The organism is Dechloromonas hortensis (genome assembly GCF_009469765.1).
GTDB classification, from domain to species: Bacteria; Pseudomonadota; Gammaproteobacteria; order Burkholderiales; family Rhodocyclaceae; genus Azonexus; species Azonexus hortensis.
Genome location: NZ_SSSQ01000001.1, coordinates 452,212 through 471,520, shown reverse-complemented (window position 1 = coordinate 471,520; position 19,309 = coordinate 452,212). Strand labels below are relative to the sequence as shown.

The following is a 19,309-nucleotide window of genomic DNA, read 5'->3' as shown; positions in this document are numbered from 1 at the left end:
CGTCAGGGAGAAACAGGAATATGTTCAAGAAGATTCTGATTGCCAACCGCGGTGAAATTGCCTGCCGCGTCATCAAGACCGCCCGCAAGATGGGCATCAAGACCGTCGCCGTCTATTCCGAAGCCGACAAGGATGCGCTGCATGTCGACCTGGCCGACGAAGCCGTCTGTATCGGCCCGGCTGCGTCGAAAGAGTCCTACCTGGTGATGGACAAGATCATCGCTGCCTGCAAGCAGACCGGCGCTGAAGCAGTCCACCCTGGCTACGGCTTTCTGTCCGAGAACGCCGAGTTCTCGCGTCGCCTGGAAGAAGAAGGCATCAAGTTCATCGGTCCGAAGCACTACTCGGTGGCCAAGATGGGCGACAAGATCGAGTCCAAGAAGCTCGCCATCGCCGCCAAGGTCAACACCATTCCGGGTTACAACGATGCCATCGCCGGTCCGGACGAAGCGGTCGCGATTGCCAAGAACATCGGCTATCCGGTGATGATCAAGGCCTCCGCCGGCGGCGGCGGCAAGGGTCTGCGCGTCGCCTTCAACGATGCCGAAGCGCACGAAGGTTTCTCTTCCTGCGTCAATGAAGCCCGCAACTCCTTCGGCGACGACCGCGTCTTCATCGAAAAATACGTGCTCGAGCCGCGTCACATCGAAATCCAGGTGCTCGGTGATTCGCACGGCAACTACGTGTACTTGAACGAGCGCGACTGCTCGATCCAGCGTCGTCACCAGAAGGTCATCGAAGAGGCGCCGAGCCCCTTCGTCGACGCCGAGATGCGCAAGGCGATGGGCGAACAGGCCGTGGCCCTGGCCCGCGCGGTGAATTACGAATCGGCCGGTACGGTCGAATTCGTCGTCTCCGGTGCGACCAAGGAGTTCTACTTCCTGGAAATGAACACCCGTCTGCAGGTCGAACACCCGGTCACCGAGCTGATCACCGGCCTCGACCTGGTCGAGCAGATGATACGCGTCGCCTACGGCGAAAAGCTGCCGCTGGCCCAGGCCGACGTCACCATCAACGGCTGGGCGATGGAATGCCGGATCAATGCCGAAGACCCGTTCCGCGGTTTCCTGCCTTCCACCGGTCGTCTGGTCAAGTTCCAGCCGCCGGCCGAGATTCCGGGCCAGGTCCGGGTTGATACCGGCGTCTACGATGGCGGCGAGATCTCGATGTTCTACGACTCGATGATCGCCAAGCTGATCGTGCACGGTGCGACCCGCGAGCAGGCGATTTCCCGCATGCGTGACGCGCTGAACGGTTTCGTGATCCGTGGCATCTCCTCGAACATCCCGTTCCAGGCGGCCCTGATGCAGCACCCGCGCTTCCAGTCCGGCAATTTCAATACCGGCTTCATCGCCGAGGAGTACCCGAAGGGCTTCGACGCCTCGATGGTTCCGCACGATGATCCGGCGCTGCTGGTTTCGGTTGCTGCTTATGTGTACCGCGCCTTTACCGACCGTTCCGCTTCGATCACCGGCCAGTTGCAAGGCCATGAGCGCATCGTCGGCGACAACTGGTGCGTCGTCCGCCTCAATCCGAACGGCAACGAGAACCATCTGGTGGTCGCCCGTCCGATTCCCGGCGGCTACCATGTCGAGTACAAGGGCGAGACCTACGAGATCCTGTCCAGCTGGAAACTCGGCGAGTCGCTGTTCAACGGTACCTGCAACGGCGAGGAATTCACGCTGCAGGTCGAACGTCACAAGACCAAGTACAGCCTGTTCCACTGGGGCACCCGCGCCGACTTCATGGTGATGAGCGCTCGCGCTGCTGAACTGTTGGCCCTGATGCCCGAGAAGGCCGCACCGGATCTTTCGAAGTTCCTGCTCTCGCCGATGCCTGGCCTGCTCCGCGAAGTCGCGGTCAAGGTCGGTCAGGACGTCAAGGCTGGCGAAAAGCTGGCCGTGATCGAAGCCATGAAGATGGAAAACATCCTCAAGGCCGACCAGGACTGCAAGGTGAAGAAGATTTCGGCGGCGGCCGGCGAAAGCCTGTCGGTGGACCAGATCATCATCGAGTTCGAGTAATCCGGCTTAGCCACCGGTTTTTGCCCAAAACCGGTGGTCTACCGCAGCCCTCGGGCTGCAGCCAGCAAGGCCCGTCTTCAGACGGGCCTTTTTCTTGGGATACAAATCAAGCCGGTCGGCAGGCGTAACGGACGAAGTCGGCGCCGCGCTCGATGACTTCCCGCGGTACCAGATGCACGACCGAAGCGCACTCCAGCGCCACCCCGATATCGAGGCGGACACCGGCGGTGACCGGGACGAGCAGCGAGAGGTCGCTGCCGCTGCGCAGCACGAAGGCGGCGTGGCGGGGCTGGCCGGGCGGGCTGGTGGCGACCATTTTCAGCGTGCAGGCTTCGATCTGTTCCGGGTACCAGTCGAGCCGGGCATGGAGTTGCCCGTCTGCCGTGGCGAGCAGTCGGGAGAGAACACCAAGGCGCGGCTGATCGCCCTGCAGGGTGGCGATCAGGCAGGGCGCCTGCAGGCGTGGGCCGTTTGTTTCGAGCCGCGTCACCTGGCCGTCGGTCCGTGCCCAGGTTTCGCTGGGAACGTCGATACGCTGGACGGCGGTTGGCATTTGCGACAGGCTGTCGAAGCCGAAGAGCGCCATCCGTTGATGGGCAATCGAGGTGCTGCGCGCATTCATGCCGCTCCCCGGGTTGAGTTCTTCTCCCGTGAAAATGGCGTAGGCGTCTTCGGCGCCAAAGGCCAGTTCGATTTCGCCGCTGGCCTGGCTGGGGGCGGGAGCCGGAGTGCGCAGGTGGTGGTCGATGTCGCTGAGCAAACGGATGCAGGCGGCGGCTGACAGTTCGCGGCCGAGCTTGAGGGCTTCTGGCGCTTCGCCGGCGCGCAGCGATTCGATCCGCGAACGGATCTTGCGGTCGACCGAACGCACGTTGAGCCAGCCCGGCAGACCAGCCGGCAGCGGGCCGCCGAACAGCGGGGCGAGCGGGATGGTCAGTGTTTTTCGATCACTGTCCGGCGCACTCTGGAAAGTGCACAGTTCGCGCCAGCGGCTGAGTGCCCTGTTGGCGACGGCCAGTTGGGCCGAGGAAAAGTGATAGGGGTCGGCCAAGCGAAGCAGGATCGCCCAGCTCAGCAGCCCGGCAATATTCGCTTCGCCGAGGTGCGGGTAGTCCGGATCGCCCAGCGCCTGGCGCAGGACACCGGCGCTCTCGGCCTGGGCGAGGATGGCCAGCAGCAGGTGGTCGAGCTCGGGCGGACAGGCCTGGCTGGCCTGGTAGCAGGTGAATTGGGCGAGCCGGATGGCATTGGCGGCGCGGTGCAGCGGCCGGCACTTTTCGGCGCCGGCAAAGTGCGGTGCCAGGCGCAGGTAGGCGATGCCCAGTTGGCGCCACAGGCGCTGCGCCATTGCGAAAACCTGCTGTTCGTCGGCGGTCAGGGGCAGTGCCTTGCGGTTGTAGCGTGCCTCCTGGCTGGCCTGCACGGGCAGGGCGGCAGAGCGCAGGCGATCGAGCAGTTGTAGGCTGAGCGGAGGTGGCAGGGCGGCGGCATCGATTGCCTCGATCTGGCCGGTCAGGGCGCTCAACAGCGGCCAGGGCTGGTTGGCGGCTTGCGCGGCCAGCCAGCGTTCGGCGGCGACGAGATCCTGAAATGCCGGTGCCAGCTTGCTGTGGGCGGCGGGGAGTTGCAGCCTGTGCATGGTCGCTCCTTTCAGGGTATGCTCGATCCATGAGCGGATTTGAACATTATGAGCGCGAATTGGCCGATCTTGATCACGAGATTCGGCGTTATGCCGCCATTTGCGGCGTCAGCCTGGCCAATCGTTACGAGGTCGAGCGCTGTCTGGGCGAGCATCACGACAGTTGGGCCGATGACAAGGCCCGGGAGAACTTGCAGGGTCTGCTGATTCTGCGCATCAAGCTGGAGGCGGAGATGATCGAACTGGGCTTTTTGCCGCCGCCGCTCATTCCGCCTGTTCCGCTCGAAGACTGATCAGCCGTCGGCGTTGATCTTGGTGATCAGCGCCTGCAGGGTAGCCGCCGCCTGATCGTTGGCGACCTGGCAGGTGCCGGCTGCCTGGTGACCACCGCCGCCGTAGGCCAGCATCAGTTCGCCGACATTGGTCTTGCTGCCCCGATCGAGAATCGACTTGCCGGTGGCGAAAACGGTGTTCTGCTTCTGGACGCCCCACATCACATGGATCGAAATGTTGGTCTGCGGGAACAGCGCGTAGATCATGAAACGGTTGGTCGCCCAGATCGTTTCTTCGTTGCGCAGGTCGAGCACGGCCAGGTTCTTGTGTACGGTGGTGCAGCGCAGGATCTGGTCCTTGGCTTTTTCCGCCTGGTCGACATAGAGTTCGACGCGTTCCTTGACGTCCGGCAGGGCGAGGATTTCATCGATGCCGTGATTGCGGCAATACTTGATCAGATCCATCATCAGTGCGTAGTTGCTGATCCGGAACTCGCGGAAGCGGCCGAGACCGGTGCGGGCATCCATCAGGTAATTGAGCAGCACCCAGTCCTTTGGATTGAGGATCTCGTCGCGGCTGAATTGTGCCGAATCGGCCTTGTCGACCGCATCCATCATGTCGTCGGTGATGTTTGGGAAGGCTTCCTTGCCGCCGTAGTAGTTGTACACGACACGCGCTGCCGAGGGGGCTGCCGCTTCGATGATGTGGTTCTTGCGCTCGCCGGTATTGCGGATGGTTTCCGACAGGTGGTGGTCGAAAGCGAGATGGGCGGCGGCGACGTAGGGCAGGTTGGTCGTGATGTCATTGCCGGTGATATCCACCTTGCCGTCCTGCATGTCCTTCGGGTGCACGAACTTGATGTCGTCGATCAGGTCAAGTTCGTTGAGCAGCACGGCGCAGACCAGGCCGTCAAAGTCGCTGCGGGTCACGAGGCGGTATTTTTGTTGCGTCATTGCTTGTCTCCGGGTGGCGAATTGCGTTGTAGCGACAAGCATAGCGCCATTGGCGGCGGAGCGGAACGTACCCGGCGATTTAGCGGCGTATGGTGACGGCCAGCGTTGGGCAGGGGGCGACGCAGGCGCCGCAGCCGGTACATTTTTCGAGATCGATTTCCGGCAGCGGACTGCCACCCAGGCGCGGCGTGAAGCGGATGGCGCGGGCATCGCAGTAGTCCCCGCAGACCCGGCATTCGACGCCTTGATGCGGCAGGCAATCTTCGCCGATGCTGGCGGTGTACGGCCAGGGGGCGGCGTTTTCGGCACGCCACAGGGCTTTGGGCTGGCAGGCGCTGACGCAGTCGCCGCAGAAGGTGCATTCGGCGACCTTGAAATCGACGGTCGGGTAGCCGCCGTCGCCGGCGACCAGGATGTTCTGGGGGCAGGCCTTCAGGCAGTCGTTGCAGCGTGTGCAGTGGTCGATGAAGGCCGCCTCGTCGCGCGCCCAGGGCGGCCGGATTTCGGCCTTCGGGCGCGGTCGACCGCGGAAGAAGGCGCGGCGCCCGGCATCGACCATGGTTTAGCCGCCGGCTTTCATCTTGTCGATGCCGTTGCGCAACATCTGGTCGATTTCCGAACCCGGCTCGACTTGCAGCAGCAGGGCTTCCCAATAGGCGATGCCCTTCTTGTTGTCGCCGGCTTCCATGGCGCCGGCGCCGGCCAGGAACAGGCTGTGACCGTGCTTGGGATCGAGTTTCAAGGCCTTTTCGACAAGCTGCATCGGCTTGCCCTTGAGGCCTTCGCCGCGCGCCATGGCGATCGTTTCGGCGTAGGCAGCAAGCAGGTCAGGGTCTTCGTTGACCAGCTTTTCTGCCTTGCCGTAGGCGGTGGCTGCATCTTCATAGCGGCCCATGGTCTTGTAGGAGCGGGCCAGCATCAGCCAGCCCTTGAGGTCGTCCGGATTGGCCTGCATGCGTTCGGCCAGTTTGGCGACCATGCCGTTGATTTGCTCCGGCGTCATCTGCGGCTTGGCAACGGTCTGGGCCGGGTCGAGGGCGCGCGGATTGCCGAGTATGCCGTAGCCGAGCAGGCCGAGGATGGGCAGCAGCAGGAGCAGGGCGATTGCCGTTTTGCGGCTCGGGCCGTGGCTGGCGGGGACGGTCGCCTCGGCGGCGGCCGGTTCGACTTCCTCCAGCAGGCGCCGTTGCAGTTCGCGCTTGGCCTGCTCGAAGTCGCTATCGGCCAGCGTGCCGTTGTCCTTCTCGCGTTCGAGTTCGGTCAACTGGTCGCGGAAGATGGCGAGGTTGGCTTCCTTGCGGTCGGCTTTCGGCTTGGGGGCGCGCAGGCCGAGCCAAAGCGGTGGCAAAATGAAGGCGGCGACCACCACGATGAGCAGGATGGCGAAAAGGGCGAACTGGGTCATTTCGGGGTGTTTTCCTTGAGCAGCGCGTCGGCGCGGCTGGCTTCGTCAGCCGAGAGCGGCTGGTCTTCGGCATTGATGCGGGTGGTCCGGCGGCGCAGATAGCGTTGCAGGATGAACAGGCCAAGCAGCATCAGGGCGACCGGGCCACCCCAGAGGAGCAGCGTGATGCCCTTGACCGGCGGCCGGTAGAGCACGAAATCGCCGTAGCGGGTGACCATGAAATCGACGATTTCCTTGTCCGTCTTGCCGTCCTTGATCATCGTCCGCACTTCGCGGCGCAGATCCTGGGCCAGTTCGGCATTGGAGTCGGCGATGGTCTGGTTCTGGCAGACCAGGCAGCGCAGTTCCTCGGACAGCTTCTGCAAGCGCTTTTCGGCGACCGGGTCGGCGGCGAGCGCCGCTTCGGTGGCGCTGTCCATGGCAAATGCTGCACCCCAAGGGTACTTCGTGCCGGGCGCGGTCGACGCGATAAAAAGGGCAAAAACCAGCGTCAGCAGGCGCTTCATTTGTTGAGCTCCGCGAGCAGCGGCATGATCTTCTTGCCGAGCACCTCGGGCGTGATCGGGCCGGTATGCTTCATGCGGATCAGGCCGGCCTTGTCGATGACGTAGGTTTCCGGCACGCCATAGACGCCGTAGTCGATACCGACCCGGCCGTCGAGGTCCATCACGGTCAGCGTGTACGGGTCGCCGTGGTCGGCCAGCCATTTGTTGGCGCGCTCGAAGGCGAGTTTTTTCTCTTCATCGGCCGCCATCTTGCTCATGTCGAAACCGCCGTCGCCCCGCACTTCCTTGTAGTTGAGGCCGATCAGCGGGACATTCACTTTCTTCGAGAACTCGACCAGCACCGGGTGTTCCTGGCGGCAGGAGACGCACCACGAAGCCCAGACGTTGAGCAGCCAGACCTTGCCCTGCATGTCCTTCGGGCCGAGCGTGGTTTCCGGTTTGGCCAGCACGTTCAGGTTGAAGGCCGGCGCCGGCTTGCCGACCAGCGGTGACGGCACGTCGCGCGGGTTGAGGTTGAGGCCGATGGCGAGCAGGGCGACGAGGGCGGCAAAGGCCCCCAGAATCCAGTAGTAACGGTTCATGCTTGTTGGGTTCCAGCGGGAATGGTGGCGGCAGCACGGGCCTTGACGCGATAGCGGCGATCGAGCAGGGCCAGGCAGCCGCCCAGCGCCATCAGCACGCAACCGCCCCAGATCCAGTCGACATAGGGTTTGTAATAGACGCGCACCGCCCATTCGCCTTCTGGCTTGTCGCGGTCGATCGGCTCGCCGAGCGAGACATAGACGTCGCGCAGCAGACCGGCATCGATGGCGGCTTCGGTCATCGGCATCGTCGAGGAATGGTAATTGCGCTTTTCCGGATTCATTTTGAGCAGGAATTTACCGTTCACCGCCAGATCGAAATCGCCCTGAGCGGCGACGTAGTTCGGCCCCTCGACCGCCTTCACGCCGTTGAAGGTGAAGTGGTAGCCGGCGACATCGACGCTTTCGCCGGGCGCCATCTTGACGTCCTTTTCTTCCTGGAAGCTGCTCACCATGGTGACGCCGACGACGAAGACGGCGATGCCAATGTGGGCGACATGCATGCCGAAGAAGCTGCGCGGCTGCTTGAGCGCAGCACTCAGGAAGGACTGGCCGGCCCGGGTGTGCTGGACGCGTTCGACGAAGTTGATCAGCGCGGTGAATACGATCCAGGCGGCGAGCAGGATGCCGAGCGCGGTCAACGCCGACCACTGGCCATAAAGCAGCGGCAGGGCGATGGCGACGATGGCTGCGGCGGCCAGCGCCCAGCGCACGGTGCGGGCGATGTCGGGAATCGATGCTTCCTTCCAGCGAGCGAAGGGGCCGACGCCCATCAGGAAGAGAATTGGCGTCATCACCGGCACGAAGACGGCATTGAAGTACGGTGGGCCGACCGAAATCTTGCCGACGCCCAGCGCGTCGATCAGCAGCGGGTAGAGCGTGCCGAGCAGGACAGTGGCACAGGCGACGACGAGCAGCACGTTATTGGTGAGCAGCAGCGATTCGCGCGAAACCAGCCCGAAGCGGCCGCCCAGCCCGACTTTCGGGGCGCGCCAGGCGAACAGTGCGAGCGAGGTGCCGATCACGGCGACCAGGAAGATCAGGATGAAGATGCCGCGCCGCGGGTCGGTGGCGAAGGCGTGGACCGAAGTCAGCACGCCGGAACGGACCAGGAAGGTCCCGAGCAGCGACAGCGAGAAGGCGGAAATCGCCAGCAGCACCGTCCAGTTCTTGAAGCTGCCGCGCTTTTCGGTGACGGCCAGCGAATGGATCAGCGCCGTACCGACCAGCCAGGGCATGAAGGAAGCGTTTTCGACCGGATCCCAGAACCACCAGCCGCCCCAGCCCAGTTCGTAATAAGCCCACCACGAGCCCATGGCGATGCCGAGGGTCAGGAAGACCCAGGCGGCGGTTGTCCACGGCCGCGACCAGCGCGCCCAGGCGGCGTCCAACTGACCGGAGAGCAGCGCCGCGATGGCGAAGGCGTAGGCGACCGAGAAGCCGACGTAGCCCATGTAAAGCAGCGGCGGGTGGATGACCAGGCCGAAGTCCTGCAGTAGCGGATTGAGGTCGCGCCCTTCGGCGGCCCCCGGCAGCAGGCGCTCGAAGGGGCTGGAGGTGATCAGGATGAAGAGCAGGAAGCCGAAGGCGACCAGGCCGAGCGTGCCGAGGACGCGAGCGACCATGGTTTCCGGCAACTGGCGCGACAGCATGGCGACGGCGAAGGCCCACCAGGTCAGCATCAGCATCCACAGCAGCAGCGAGCCTTCATGGCCGCCCCAGACGGCGGCGACGCGGTATTGCAGCGGCAGCAGCGAATTGGAGTGCTGGGCGACATAGACCACCGAGAAGTCGTTGCTGACGAAAGCCTGGGTCAGGCAGGCGAAGGAGAAGGTGACGAGCAGCGCCAGCGCCGAGGCGGCCGGGCGGGCGACGGCGACCCAGGCCAGGCGGTTGTTGTGGGCGCCGATCAGCGGCAGGGTGCCGAGGACCAGCGCGACCAGCGCAGCGAGGATCAGCGCGAAATGGCCGAGTTCGGGAATCATGCTCAGTAACTCGCTTTCGGTTGGGCGCCACTGGCAGCCGCGGCCGCCTTCTTTTCGGCAGCGCGTTCGTGGGCGTCGCCGACGGCCTTGGCGGCTTCCGGCGGCATGTAGTTCTCGTCATGCTTGGCGAGCACTTCGTTGGCGCTGAAAGTGCCGTTGTCCACCATCTTGCCCTGGGCGACGACGCCTTTGCCTTCCTTGAAGAGGTCGGGCAGGATGCCCTTGTAGTTCACGGTGATGTCCTGGTCGGTATCGGTGACGATGAAGGCGATGGTGACGCCATCGGCCTGTCGCTGCAGGCTGCCTTCCTTGACCAGGCCGCCGATGCGGAAGACCTTGCCCTGCGGTGCCTTGCCGGCGGCGACGTCGGTCGGCGAAATGTAGAGGGCGATGTTGCTGTTCAGCGCATTGAGAACGAGGGCGGCGATGATGCCGACGACAGCCAGCGCGCCGCCGATCAGGGCGAGTTTCTTGTGACGGGATTTCATTCTGCGGTGTTCCTGTTTTCAGCGCGGGTTTCTGCCCTCATCTGGCGCTGCAGACGAGTAATGGTGGTCTTTCGATTGCGGGCGACCATGATCGGTTCAATCGCCATGATCAGCGCGGTGGCGCCGAAGGAGCCCCAGACGTAAAAGCCGTAGCCGCCCATGGCGAGAAAGTCGGCAAAGCTGTTCCAGTGGATCATTTCTTACCTCCGGCCACTTGTCCGCCCAGTTCGGCCTTGACCCAGTCGGTATTGCGCTCGCGTTCGAGCATGATGGTGCGTACCCGCATCAGGGCGACGGCGATCGAGTACATCCAGAAGCACATCGCCATCAGCAGCATGCCCCAGAGCATGGTTTCGGCCATCGACGACTTGGTCAGGTTGACGCTGGAACCCTGATGCAGCGTGTTCCACCACTTCACCGAGAAATAGATGATCGGCACATTGACGACGCCGACCAGCAGCAACAGGCCGCCCGCCTTGTCGGCGCGGCGGGCATCGTCGATCGCTGCGGTCAACGCCATGTAGCCGATATAAAGGAAGAGCAGGATCAGTTCCGAGGTCAGACGGGCATCCCACACCCACCAGGCGCCCCACATCGGCTTGCCCCACAGGGCGCCGGTCCACAGCGACAGGAAAGCCATCAGCGCGCCGGTCGGGGCCAGTGCCTGCGCCATCATGCCGGACAGCCGGGTGTTGAAGGCGAGGCCGATGGCGGCCCAGAAAGCCATCACCAGATAGATGAACATCGACATCCAGGAGGCCGGGACGTGGATGAAGATGATGCGGTAGCCCTCGCCCTGCTGGAAATCGGTCGGCGCGACCAGCATGCCGAGATAGAGTCCGGCCAAGCCGAAGATGACCGAGATGGCGGCGAAATAGGGAATCAGCGTACCGGCCAGCGGGTAGAAGGTCGCCGGCGAGGCGAAGCGGTAGAGATTGAAGCGATCTTTCATTCGAGGGCGATCTTCAAGGCAGCGGCCGTCGCCCAGGGGGCGAAGCCGACAGAGGCAAAAGTAATGGCAGCGAGCAGGGAAAGATGACCTTCCCCCCCGAGACCGGTCACCGTGGCATCGACTGCGCCAGCGCCGAATATTAGCACCGGGATGTAGAGCGGCAGCACGAGCAGCGACAGCAGCACGCCGCCGCCGCGCAGACCGAGGGTCAGTGCCGCGCCGATGGCGCCGATGCCGGACAGAGCCGGCGTGCCGAGCAGGATGGCGCCGGTCAGCACGAGCAGTGCGTCGGCCGACAGGTCGAACTGGATGCCGAGGACCGGCGCGATCAGCGCCAGCGGCAGGCCGGAAACCAGCCAGTGAGCAATCACTTTGCCGGTAACGACCAGGCCGAGCGGGTGTGGCGCCAGCGCCAGTTGCTCCAGCGTGCCGTCGCGGTGGTCGTCGGCGAACAGCCGGGGTAACGACAGCATGGTCGCCAGCAGCGCCGCCACCCACAGCACGCCGGGAGCCAGCTTGCGCAACAAATCAGGTTCGGGGCCGATGCCGAGCGGAAACAGGCTGACCACGATGATGAAGAAGAACAGTGCCGAGACGATGTCCGCCTGGCGGCGCATGGCCAGTTTGAGGTCGCGGCCGATCACCGCGCTGACGATTTTCAGCATGGGCGAGCGCTCATCCGCCGATCCGCAATTCGCGGACCTGGCCGGCCGGGATATTGACCAGCTGGTGCGTCGTCATCACGGCCAGGCCGCCGCGCTGCAGGTGGCCGGAAATGATGCCGGCCAGCCAGTCGACCGCAGCCACATCGAGGGCAACGAAAGGTTCGTCGAGGATCCACAGCGGGCGCTTTTCGGTGACCAGCCGGGCCAGTGCGACCCGGCGCTTCTGGCCCTGCGACAGGTATTTGCAGGCAAGGTCTTCGCGACCAGCCAGGCCGACCTGTTCCAGCGCGTCGATGGCGTCGTCCTCGGACAGTATTTCGTCGGCCAGGCGGGCGGCGGCGAGCAGGTTTTCGAGTGGCGTCAATTCTTCCTTGATGGCGTTCAGGTGGCCGAGGTAGCAGAGATCGGCCCGGAATTCGTCGGCCAGCTTGTCGATGGCCATGCCCCGCCAGCGGATTTCGCCGGCTTCCGGCGGCAGCAGGCCGATCAGCATGCGCAGCAGACTGGTCTTGCCGGCGCCGTTGCGGCCTTGCAGATACAGCAGTTCGCCGCCTTCCAACTTGAAGTTGAGGCCTGCGAACAGGCGGCGCTCGCCGCGCACGCATTCCAGATTGTCAGCTTCAAGCATCAGGGGAAAAACCGAAAGAAATCAGGCGCAAATTATGAACGCGCAAGTGTACCGACAGATTGATGATCATCAAACAAAAAGACCAAGAAAAACGGGGGCCGCAGCCCCCGTGGCGGGACGGTCGGGGAGATTACTTCTTCTCGAACGGGGTCGGCCGCGGCGTCGCATCGGCCGACGGCGGCAGGATCGGCATCTTGAAGTTCGGCTGGTCGCCGGTCAGGGTCTTCAGGAAGGCGACGATCTTGGCGTTTTCATCATCGCTGAACTTCTTGCCCAGCTGCAGGCGGCCCATCGTGTCGACGGCTTCCTTCAGCGTGTTGGCGGCGCCGTCGTGGAAGTACGGATAGGTCATTTCGACGTTGCGCAATGTCGGCACCTTGAAGTTGAAGCGGTCGGCGTCCTTGCCGGTGACGGCGGAGCGGCCTTCGGCCGGACTGGAGGCCTTGTAGGCTTCGACGACGCCCATTTTCTGGAAGGAATTGCCGCCGACGGCCGGGCCGTTATGGCAGGCGACGCAGCCGCTGTCCTTGAACAACTGGTAGCCGGCCAGTTCATTCTTGCTCAGCGCCTTCTTGTCGCCCTTCAGCCACTTGTCGAAGCGGGAGTTCGGGGTGACCAGGGTTTCCTCGAAGGCGGCGATGGCTTTGGTTACTTTTTCGATGTCGACCGTCTCGCTGCCGAAGGCTTTCTTGAATTCGCCGACGTAAGCCGGAATCGACTGCAGCACGTTGATCGCCAGGGTATGGCTGAAGGCCATTTCGCCCGGATTGGCGATCGGCCCGCCGGCCTGCGCCTTGAGGTCGGCGGCACGGCCGTCCCAGAACTGCGCGAGATTGAGGCTGGAGTTCAGCACGGTCGGTGCGTTGATCGGGCCTTCCTGCCAGTTGTGACCGATCGAGGTCTTGATGTTGTCGGTGCCGCCCATCGACAGGTTGTGGCAGGAGTTGCAGGAAATGAAGCCGGACTTGGAGAGGCGCGGGTCGAAATAGAGCTTCTTGCCCAGTTCGACGAGGGCCGGGTTGGTGACCTTGGCCGGGGTGATCGGCTGGATCGGTTCCTGGTTGGCGGCAACTGCCGCCTGGCTGATCAGGGCGCCGGAAAGTAGTGCAATTGTGCTGGCCAACATGCTGCGTTTCATCTTGTGTTCTCCCTGGTTGAAATGCTCGGTTCGGGCATTCTCCCCTTGGGGGCTATGCTAGTATTGATCCAAGTCAATGATTTTTATGGGTTTTGGTTATAGAGGCTATAGGTATTCCCTATAGCTGAAAGGGGCTTTAGACCCCATTTTGTTTTATGGAGAGCAGTTAGATGACACTGACCGAGTTGCGTTACATCGTGGCGCTGGCCCAGGACGGTAGTTTCAGTCGGGCGGCCGAGCGCTGTTCCGTCAGCCAGCCAACGCTGAGCGTGGCGATCGCCCGGCTGGAGGATGAACTGGGGGTGCAGTTGTTCGAGCGCGGCAAGGGCTTTGTCAGTCCGAGTGCGGTCGGCCTGAAGGTGGTCGAGCAGGCGCAGCTCGCCCTCCAGGAAGCGGAAAAAGTCCGTCAGATCGCCATGTGCGGCCGAGATCAGCTGGAGGGGCCGCTGCGCCTGGGCATCATCCATACGATCGGGCCGTATCTGCTGCCGCAACTGATCCATGCCCTGAAATCGGTAGCGCCGGAAATGCCACTGGCCATCGAGGAAAACATGACGGCCAACCTGGCCGACATGCTGCGCGACAACGAACTGGACGTGGTCATCATCGCCCTGCCCTTCGAGATTCCCGGCGTATTGACCCGGCCGCTCTACGACGAGTCGTTCAAGGTCATCGTGCCGCGCGGCCATCCGTGGGAAGGCAAGGAGAGCATCAGCCCGGAGGAGGTGGCCGGTGATGAAGTGCTGCTGCTCAAGGCCGGCAACTGTTTTCGCGATCAGGTGCTGGGCGCCTGTCCGCAGGTGAGCAGTCCGGAAACCGATATCCGGCTGGGCCATTCGATCGGCACCATTCGCTGCATGGTGGCCTCCGGCCTTGGCGTCTCCGTCCTGCCCGATGGCGCCTTGCGCCATCCCTACAGCAACGACATGATCAGCGTCATTCCCTTCCGGCCGCCCGAACCGGCACGCCGCATCGCCCTTGGCTGGCGCGCCGGCTTTGTCCGGCCGAAGGCGATCGATGCCCTGCTGGCCGCGGTGCGTGGCCTGAAAACGCCGGCCTATCGCCTGGTCGATTGATCGGAGAGTAGAACCTCGGCCTGGATTTGCTGCAGATGACTGCTCATCTGGCTGGCGAGCTCTTCCAGTTCGGCCAATAAGGGGCGGCTGGCCGGCTCGTCGCTGCCGCGGCCGGCGCACAGTTCACGGCCGATTTCGTGCAGGCGGCGGTGCACCTGCTCCAGTTCGGCAAATCCGTCCAGCGCACGGTAGCGCTGGCTGTGCGGGCCGTAATACCAGCGACCAAAGCGGCAACTTTGGTGGTCGTCGTGGGGCGCCGGCAAGGTTCCGCTGGTATCGTCGAGATAGGCCTGCAGCTTGAGTTTCCAGCGTTTGTGTTCGACCTCGGCAATCAGCATCGGCAAGTCGTCGCGCGACCAGAGGAAGGCGGTGCTCGAACTCCACAATTCATCGGGTCGGAAGCTGTCGACCCAGCCCGGTAGCTCGCCGGCCGGCATCGGGCGGGCGATGCCGAAACCCTGCGCCATGTCGCAGCCGAGTTGCAGCAGAACCATGCCGTGTTCGACCGTTTCGACGCCCTCGGCGATCACCTTGCGCTGGAAGGCCCGGGTCAGGCCGATGACGCCTTCGACGATGGCCAGGTCGTCCGGGTCGTCGAGCATGTCGCGGACGAAGGATTGGTCGATTTTCAGGATGTCGGCCGGCAGTCGGCGGAAATAGGTCAGCGATGAATAGCCGGTGCCGAAATCGTCGAGCGAGAAGCTGACCCCGTGGCGTCGGCATTCGGCAAACAGTGCGGCGACGTTGGCGATATCTTCCAGTGCCGCCGTCTCCAGCACCTCCAGTTCGAGGCTGTGCGGCGGGACATCCGGATGGGCGGCGAGCAGTTCGCCGAGGCGGGCAGCGAAGCCGGGCGCCTGCAGATGGTTGCCGGCAATATTGACGCTGACCGCGATCTCGAGGCCGGCGCTACGCCAGCGTGAAAGTTGCTGCAATGCCTCGCGGATCACCCAGTCGCCGAGGGTGATCGACAGTTCGCTGCCTTCGATGGCGGGCAGGAAATCGGCCGGCAGCAGCAGGCCGCGCTCCGGGTGCTGCCAGCGGATCAGCGCTTCGGCCCCGATCACGCTGCCCTGGCGCATGTCGACCTTGGGCTGGTAGTGAAGAACGAACTCGTGGTCGTTCAGGGCCTGACGAATGCGGCTGATTTCCTCACGGCGCAGGCGGGCACGGCGGTCGTTTTCCGGGTCGAACAGGTGAAAACGGTTGCGCCCGGCCTGTTTGGCGGCATACATCGCCTGGTCGGCGTGGCGGAGCAGGGTGTCGCTGTCCGAGCCGTCTTGCGGGTAGAGGGTGACACCGATACTGGCTGATATCGAGATTTCGTAACCACCGATGCGGAAGGGTGTGGTCAGTTGCCCGATGACGCGGCCGATGGCGTGGTCGCATTCATGGACATCGTCGAGATCGGAGAAGAGCAGCACGAACTCGTCGCCGCCCAGCCGGGAGACCGTGTCGCCGGCCCGGACGCAGCCTTTCAGACGCTGGCCGACCTCGACCAGCAGGCGGTCGCCGATGGCGTGGCCGAACTGGTCGTTGACCGGCTTGAAGCCGTCGAGGTCAAGATAGCAGACGGCCAGTGTCTTGCCGTTGCGTTCGGATTGTGCCATCGCCAGCTGCATCCGGTCGCCGAGCAGCATGCGGTTGGGCAACTGGGTCAGGGCATCGAAATGGGCCAGGTGTTCCAGCCGTTTCTGGTGTTCCTTGATCAGCGTGATGTCGGAAAAGATGCCGACGAAGTGCGATACCGCGCCGTCGCGGTTGCGCACGGTCGAGATGGTCAGCAGTTCGGCGAAGATTTCGCCGGTCTTCTTGCGGTTCCAGACTTCGCCGCGCCAGAAACCCTGCTCGCGGATGGTCTGCCACATCGTGGCATAGAACTCGGGCGGGTGATGGCCAGACTTGAGCAAATCCGCCGTCTGGCCGATTGCTTCGCTGCGCGCATAGCCGGTCAGTTCGCTGAAGGTGCCGTTGACTTCGACGATGCGGCCGGCCGGGTCGGTGATCATGATGCCTTCGTGGGCGTTGTCGAAGACGCTGGCCGCCAGCTTCTGGCGTTCCTCGGCGATCAGCCGCTCGCGAATGTCCTGGGCAATGGCGATCAGCGCCGGCTGGCCGTCCCAGTAGCCGGTGATGATCCGGGTATCGACCATGACCGGGCTGCCGTCGGCATGCAGCAGCGGCAGCGGACAGGTCGAACGCTGGCCGGCAACGATTTCGCCCAGGTAGTGCGTGGCCATTTCCCGCGTTTCCGGCGGGTGGACCGCAGCAATGTGCTGCGTCTTGAGTGTGTCCGGCGGGTAGCCCAGGCGTTCGTTGACCGCCTGGTTGTGATGCAGGATGCGACCGCTGGTGTCGAAGATGAAGATCAGGTCGGTCAGCGCGTTGAACAGGCCGCTCAGGTTGTGTTGCAGGCGTGCGGCCTCTTCCTGGGCATCGAGGCGGAGCAGGGTCTGGCCGAAATTGCCGGCCAGCGTTTCCAGCGCCTGCAGGGTGTCCGGCGAAATCTGGCTGGCCTGGCGACCGGCCAGGTAGAGGCCGGCCACCGCCTGGCCGGCAACCAGCACCGGCAGCACGGTCAGGCAGCGCAGGCCTTCGGCGGCCAGATCGGGCGAGGCAATCAGTTCGTCATCGTTGCAATGCTTGTTGAAGTCATTGCAACTGCAGACCAGCTTGCCGTCGGCGATGCTTCGAGCCTGTGGATGGTCGGCCGGCAGCGTGCGATGTTCGGCAACGAATTTTGCCGACAGGCCCTGGTCGGCGAGCAGCCGATAGCCGCCGTCCGGGGTGCGCTGGTAGATACAGCCGGCATCGAGGTCGGGGAAGCGCAGCGCCGCCTTGAGAATGGTGCTGAGCACTTCTTCGCGCTGCAGGCCGGCGGCCAGGGCCTGGGCCAGGTCGTGCTCGATTTCGAGACGCAGCGCGGCCCGTTTGCGTTCGCCAATATCGACGACCGAGGCGATCAGAACCGGCCGGCCGAAGTAGGAGCCGGGGTGAAGCCGGACGTCGACCGGAAAGATGCGGCCACCGGCACTGCAGGCCCAATATTCGAAATACTGCGGCGTGCCGGCGATGGCGGTCTTGATATGCCGCTCGGTCGCCGCCATGTCGTTCAGCCCGGGAGTGCCGATCACGGCCTGGGTCTGGCCGAGCAGTTCGCTGCGCGGGTAACCGAACAGCGCTTCGGCGCCGACGTTGACGTCGAGGAAGCTGCCGTCTTCGCTCTGGATGAAGACCGCTTCGCTGATGCTGTCGAAAATGCCGCGGAAAGTGTCGAGGCTGTTTTGCAGGCGGTCGGCTCCCTGCTGGTGGGCCAGGATCAGTGCCGTCAACTGGCTGGAGTGGGTGAGCAGCGCGAGATTTTCGTCAGAAGGTGCGCCAGGCTTGCGGTTGTAGGCGGCGAAGGTGCCCAGCAATTGGCCCTGCGGGCTAAGGATCGGTTCCGACCAGCAGGCGGCAAAGCCGGCTTCGCGGGCGGCCTCCCGATATTGTTCCCAGTACGGTTGGTCGGCGATTTCGTCGAGGAGCACCCGCTGCTGCAGGAAGGCTGCCGTCCCGCCGGTGGCGAGTGGAATGCCGCCGATCCTTCTGGCATGCCTGTCCGGCAGGCGCGGCGCGGCGAACGGGCGCAGGTGCAGGCCGTCGTCGTCGAGTAGCTGGATGGCGCAGGTCCAGGCCGGCATTTCCGTTTCGACGGAAAGGACGATCAGTTCCAGCACGCCGATCAGCGGCTCGTTGCGGATCAGGCCGGCAAGCGCCGCGTTGCGCAGCAGGATCGCTTCTTCGGAGCGCCGCTGGCGGGAAATGTCGAGCGCGAAGCCGACCGTGCCGAGCAGGGCGCCATCGTCGTCGACGACCGGCGCCTTGTAGGTCTCGTGCCAGACCAGTCCCTCGGTGCGGGCAATCGGTTCGGCAACGATCTTCTTCTGCTGGCTGGCCATCACGGCTGCGTCGTCGGCGCGGTAGCGCTCGGCCAGTTCCGCCGGCCAGAAATCGAAATCGCTCTTGCCGATCAGGTTGGCGGTCGAGGTCTCGCCAACGGCGGTCGCATACACCCGGTTGACGGCGAGAAAGCGCGACTCGGTGTCCTTAAGCCAGACCAGGTAGGGGAAGTTGTCGAGCAGGGCGCGCTGATAGCGTTCGTTGCGGGCCTTTTCATCCTGTGTCTGGTCGCGTTGCCGGGTCAGGGCCAGGCGGTCGGCCAGCGCGTCATCCACCAAATCGAGCTTGAGCGGGCGCATCAGCGCATGCTCGGAGAGCAGGCCGACCAGGCGATTGCTGCGGTCGACCACCGTCAAATGCCGAATTCCGCGGTCCAGCATGCATTGGGCCGCATCGGCCAGGGCGCTGTCTTCGTGGATGCTGATTGGCGGCTGCGTCATCACTGCGCCGAGTTGCGGATTGTCGGCGCCACGGGCGAACAGGCGGACCACATCGCGTTCGGTGACGATGCCGAGCGGCTGGCGACCGGCGACGACCACGGCGCAACTGGCGCGGACAGCTTCCATGGCGGCCAGCGCTTCATCGAGCGTGGCGGTGGCCGGCAGGCGCGGGAAAAGACGTTCCATCAGCGTATCGACGCTGTTCAGGTGATGGAAGAAATCGGCCCCGAGGTGGCGGCGCAAATCGGCCTCGCTGACGACGCCGAGCGGCTTGCCGGACTCGTCGATGACGATGATGTGACGAATGCCGAGGCTGGCCGCCTCACGATACGCTTGGCGGAAATCCATCGCGGCCGGCACACAGTGCACCGGCTGGGTCATGATGTCGCGGACCGCGGCAGCGGGCGCCAGATGCTGGCGCTGGATACGCAGCATGTCGCTTTCGGTGACGATGCCGAGCACCTTGTCCTGGTCGATCTCCTGGTCGACGACGATGACCGAGGAGGCGCCGGAGTCGAGCATCAGGTTGGCAATCCGGCCCAGGCTGGTGTCGGGCGAAACGCGTTCGCAAGCGGACGAAATCAGTTCAGCAATCTTCGGCACAGTCCCCCCTC

At 63.9% G+C, this 19,309-nt stretch carries 17 protein-coding genes; 3 read left to right on the top strand and 14 right to left on the bottom strand.

The window, feature by feature from the left end; translation table 11 throughout:
• Window positions 1-20: 20 nt before the first annotated feature.
• Complete coding sequence (gene accC / locus GH663_RS02340; RefSeq protein ID WP_153130111.1) at window positions 21-2,024, top strand: acetyl-CoA carboxylase biotin carboxylase subunit; 2,004 nt, start codon at window positions 21-23, stop codon at window positions 2,022-2,024.
• Window positions 2,025-2,130: 106 nt separating this feature from the next.
• On the opposite strand, the gene GH663_RS02335 is transcribed toward accC, so the two are convergent.
• Window positions 2,131-3,663: a cyclic-di-GMP receptor FimW-related protein gene (locus GH663_RS02335; protein WP_153130110.1), complete on the bottom strand. Its 1,533-nt coding sequence runs from the start codon at window positions 3,661-3,663 to the stop codon at window positions 2,131-2,133.
• A gap of 29 nt (window positions 3,664-3,692) precedes the next feature.
• Between GH663_RS02335 and GH663_RS02330 the strand changes: the two genes are divergently transcribed.
• Window positions 3,693-3,956, top strand: a complete 264-nt coding sequence (locus GH663_RS02330; protein ID WP_153130109.1) for a hypothetical protein — start codon at window positions 3,693-3,695, stop codon at window positions 3,954-3,956.
• Here GH663_RS02330 and GH663_RS02325 read toward each other — a convergent pair whose 3' ends face one another.
• From GH663_RS02325 to GH663_RS02270, 12 genes are all read right to left on the bottom strand, one after another.
• Window positions 3,957-4,889 (bottom strand): exopolyphosphatase, encoded by a 933-nt coding sequence (locus tag GH663_RS02325; protein ID WP_153130108.1) that lies wholly within the window; start codon window positions 4,887-4,889, stop codon window positions 3,957-3,959.
• 79 nt (window positions 4,890-4,968) lie between these two features.
• Window positions 4,969-5,448, bottom strand: a complete 480-nt coding sequence (gene napF, locus GH663_RS02320) for a ferredoxin-type protein NapF (protein ID WP_153130107.1) — start codon at window positions 5,446-5,448, stop codon at window positions 4,969-4,971.
• A gap of 3 nt (window positions 5,449-5,451) precedes the next feature.
• Window positions 5,452-6,294: a c-type cytochrome biogenesis protein CcmI gene (ccmI, locus tag GH663_RS02315; protein ID WP_153130106.1), complete on the bottom strand. Its 843-nt coding sequence runs from the start codon at window positions 6,292-6,294 to the stop codon at window positions 5,452-5,454.
• Window positions 6,291-6,800, bottom strand: coding sequence for a cytochrome c-type biogenesis protein (locus GH663_RS02310; RefSeq protein ID WP_153130105.1), 510 nt, complete (start codon window positions 6,798-6,800; stop codon window positions 6,291-6,293). Before GH663_RS02310 ends, ccmI begins: the two co-directional genes overlap by 4 nt.
• Entirely contained in the window at window positions 6,797-7,381 is a 585-nt protein-coding gene (locus GH663_RS02305; protein ID WP_066886086.1) for a DsbE family thiol:disulfide interchange protein, read from the bottom strand. The genes GH663_RS02310 and GH663_RS02305 overlap by 4 nt, the downstream gene beginning before the upstream one ends.
• Entirely contained in the window at window positions 7,378-9,366 is a 1,989-nt protein-coding gene (locus GH663_RS02300; protein ID WP_153130104.1) for a heme lyase CcmF/NrfE family subunit, read from the bottom strand. Before GH663_RS02300 ends, GH663_RS02305 begins: the two co-directional genes overlap by 4 nt.
• 2 nt (window positions 9,367-9,368) lie before the next feature.
• On the bottom strand, window positions 9,369-9,854 hold the full coding sequence (gene ccmE / locus GH663_RS02295; protein ID WP_066886091.1) for a cytochrome c maturation protein CcmE: 486 nt from the start codon (window positions 9,852-9,854) through the stop codon (window positions 9,369-9,371).
• The gene (gene ccmD / locus GH663_RS02290) at window positions 9,851-10,051 is read right to left on the bottom strand and encodes a heme exporter protein CcmD (protein ID WP_153130103.1); all 201 of its coding nucleotides are present in this window, start codon (window positions 10,049-10,051) and stop codon (window positions 9,851-9,853) included. Before ccmD ends, ccmE begins: the two co-directional genes overlap by 4 nt.
• Window positions 10,048-10,806, bottom strand: a complete 759-nt coding sequence (gene ccmC, locus GH663_RS02285) for a heme ABC transporter permease CcmC (protein WP_153130102.1) — start codon at window positions 10,804-10,806, stop codon at window positions 10,048-10,050. Before ccmC ends, ccmD begins: the two co-directional genes overlap by 4 nt.
• Window positions 10,803-11,471, bottom strand: coding sequence for a heme exporter protein CcmB (ccmB, locus tag GH663_RS02280; RefSeq protein WP_066886100.1), 669 nt, complete (start codon window positions 11,469-11,471; stop codon window positions 10,803-10,805). Before ccmB ends, ccmC begins: the two co-directional genes overlap by 4 nt.
• 10 nt (window positions 11,472-11,481) lie before the next feature.
• Entirely contained in the window at window positions 11,482-12,099 is a 618-nt protein-coding gene (gene ccmA / locus GH663_RS02275) for a cytochrome c biogenesis heme-transporting ATPase CcmA (RefSeq protein ID WP_153130101.1), read from the bottom strand.
• A gap of 130 nt (window positions 12,100-12,229) precedes the next feature.
• Window positions 12,230-13,237, bottom strand: a complete 1,008-nt coding sequence (locus tag GH663_RS02270) for a cytochrome-c peroxidase (protein ID WP_153130100.1) — start codon at window positions 13,235-13,237, stop codon at window positions 12,230-12,232.
• A gap of 170 nt (window positions 13,238-13,407) precedes the next feature.
• Here GH663_RS02270 and GH663_RS02265 point away from each other — a divergent pair, with 170 nt between their 5' ends.
• Window positions 13,408-14,313 (top strand): hydrogen peroxide-inducible genes activator, encoded by a 906-nt coding sequence (locus GH663_RS02265; RefSeq protein WP_066886109.1) that lies wholly within the window; start codon window positions 13,408-13,410, stop codon window positions 14,311-14,313.
• On the opposite strand, the gene GH663_RS02260 is transcribed toward GH663_RS02265, so the two are convergent.
• Complete coding sequence (locus GH663_RS02260; protein ID WP_153130099.1) at window positions 14,295-19,298, bottom strand: EAL domain-containing protein; 5,004 nt, start codon at window positions 19,296-19,298, stop codon at window positions 14,295-14,297. The two genes, GH663_RS02265 and GH663_RS02260, sit on opposite strands and share 19 nt — an antisense overlap.
• Window positions 19,299-19,309 lie beyond the last annotated feature (11 nt).

Excerpts from the sequence above, each read along its gene's own strand:
- accC (WP_153130111.1), top strand. The coding sequence starts at position 21 with ATGTTCAAGAAGATTCTGATTGCCAACCGCGGTGAAATTGCCTGCCGC.
- GH663_RS02335 (WP_153130110.1), bottom strand. The coding sequence starts at position 3,663 with ATGCACAGGCTGCAACTCCCCGCCGCCCACAGCAAGCTGGCACCGGCA.
- GH663_RS02330 (WP_153130109.1), top strand. The coding sequence starts at position 3,693 with ATGAGCGGATTTGAACATTATGAGCGCGAATTGGCCGATCTTGATCAC.
- GH663_RS02325 (WP_153130108.1), bottom strand. The coding sequence starts at position 4,889 with ATGACGCAACAAAAATACCGCCTCGTGACCCGCAGCGACTTTGACGGC.
- napF (WP_153130107.1), bottom strand. The coding sequence starts at position 5,448 with ATGGTCGATGCCGGGCGCCGCGCCTTCTTCCGCGGTCGACCGCGCCCG.
- ccmI (WP_153130106.1), bottom strand. The coding sequence starts at position 6,294 with ATGACCCAGTTCGCCCTTTTCGCCATCCTGCTCATCGTGGTGGTCGCC.
- GH663_RS02310 (WP_153130105.1), bottom strand. The coding sequence starts at position 6,800 with ATGAAGCGCCTGCTGACGCTGGTTTTTGCCCTTTTTATCGCGTCGACC.
- GH663_RS02305 (WP_066886086.1), bottom strand. The coding sequence starts at position 7,381 with ATGAACCGTTACTACTGGATTCTGGGGGCCTTTGCCGCCCTCGTCGCC.
- GH663_RS02300 (WP_153130104.1), bottom strand. The coding sequence starts at position 9,366 with ATGATTCCCGAACTCGGCCATTTCGCGCTGATCCTCGCTGCGCTGGTC.
- ccmE (WP_066886091.1), bottom strand. The coding sequence starts at position 9,854 with ATGAAATCCCGTCACAAGAAACTCGCCCTGATCGGCGGCGCGCTGGCT.
- ccmD (WP_153130103.1), bottom strand. The coding sequence starts at position 10,051 with ATGATCCACTGGAACAGCTTTGCCGACTTTCTCGCCATGGGCGGCTAC.
- ccmC (WP_153130102.1), bottom strand. The coding sequence starts at position 10,806 with ATGAAAGATCGCTTCAATCTCTACCGCTTCGCCTCGCCGGCGACCTTC.
- ccmB (WP_066886100.1), bottom strand. The coding sequence starts at position 11,471 with ATGCTGAAAATCGTCAGCGCGGTGATCGGCCGCGACCTCAAACTGGCC.
- ccmA (WP_153130101.1), bottom strand. The coding sequence starts at position 12,099 with ATGCTTGAAGCTGACAATCTGGAATGCGTGCGCGGCGAGCGCCGCCTG.
- GH663_RS02270 (WP_153130100.1), bottom strand. The coding sequence starts at position 13,237 with ATGAAACGCAGCATGTTGGCCAGCACAATTGCACTACTTTCCGGCGCC.
- GH663_RS02265 (WP_066886109.1), top strand. The coding sequence starts at position 13,408 with ATGACACTGACCGAGTTGCGTTACATCGTGGCGCTGGCCCAGGACGGT.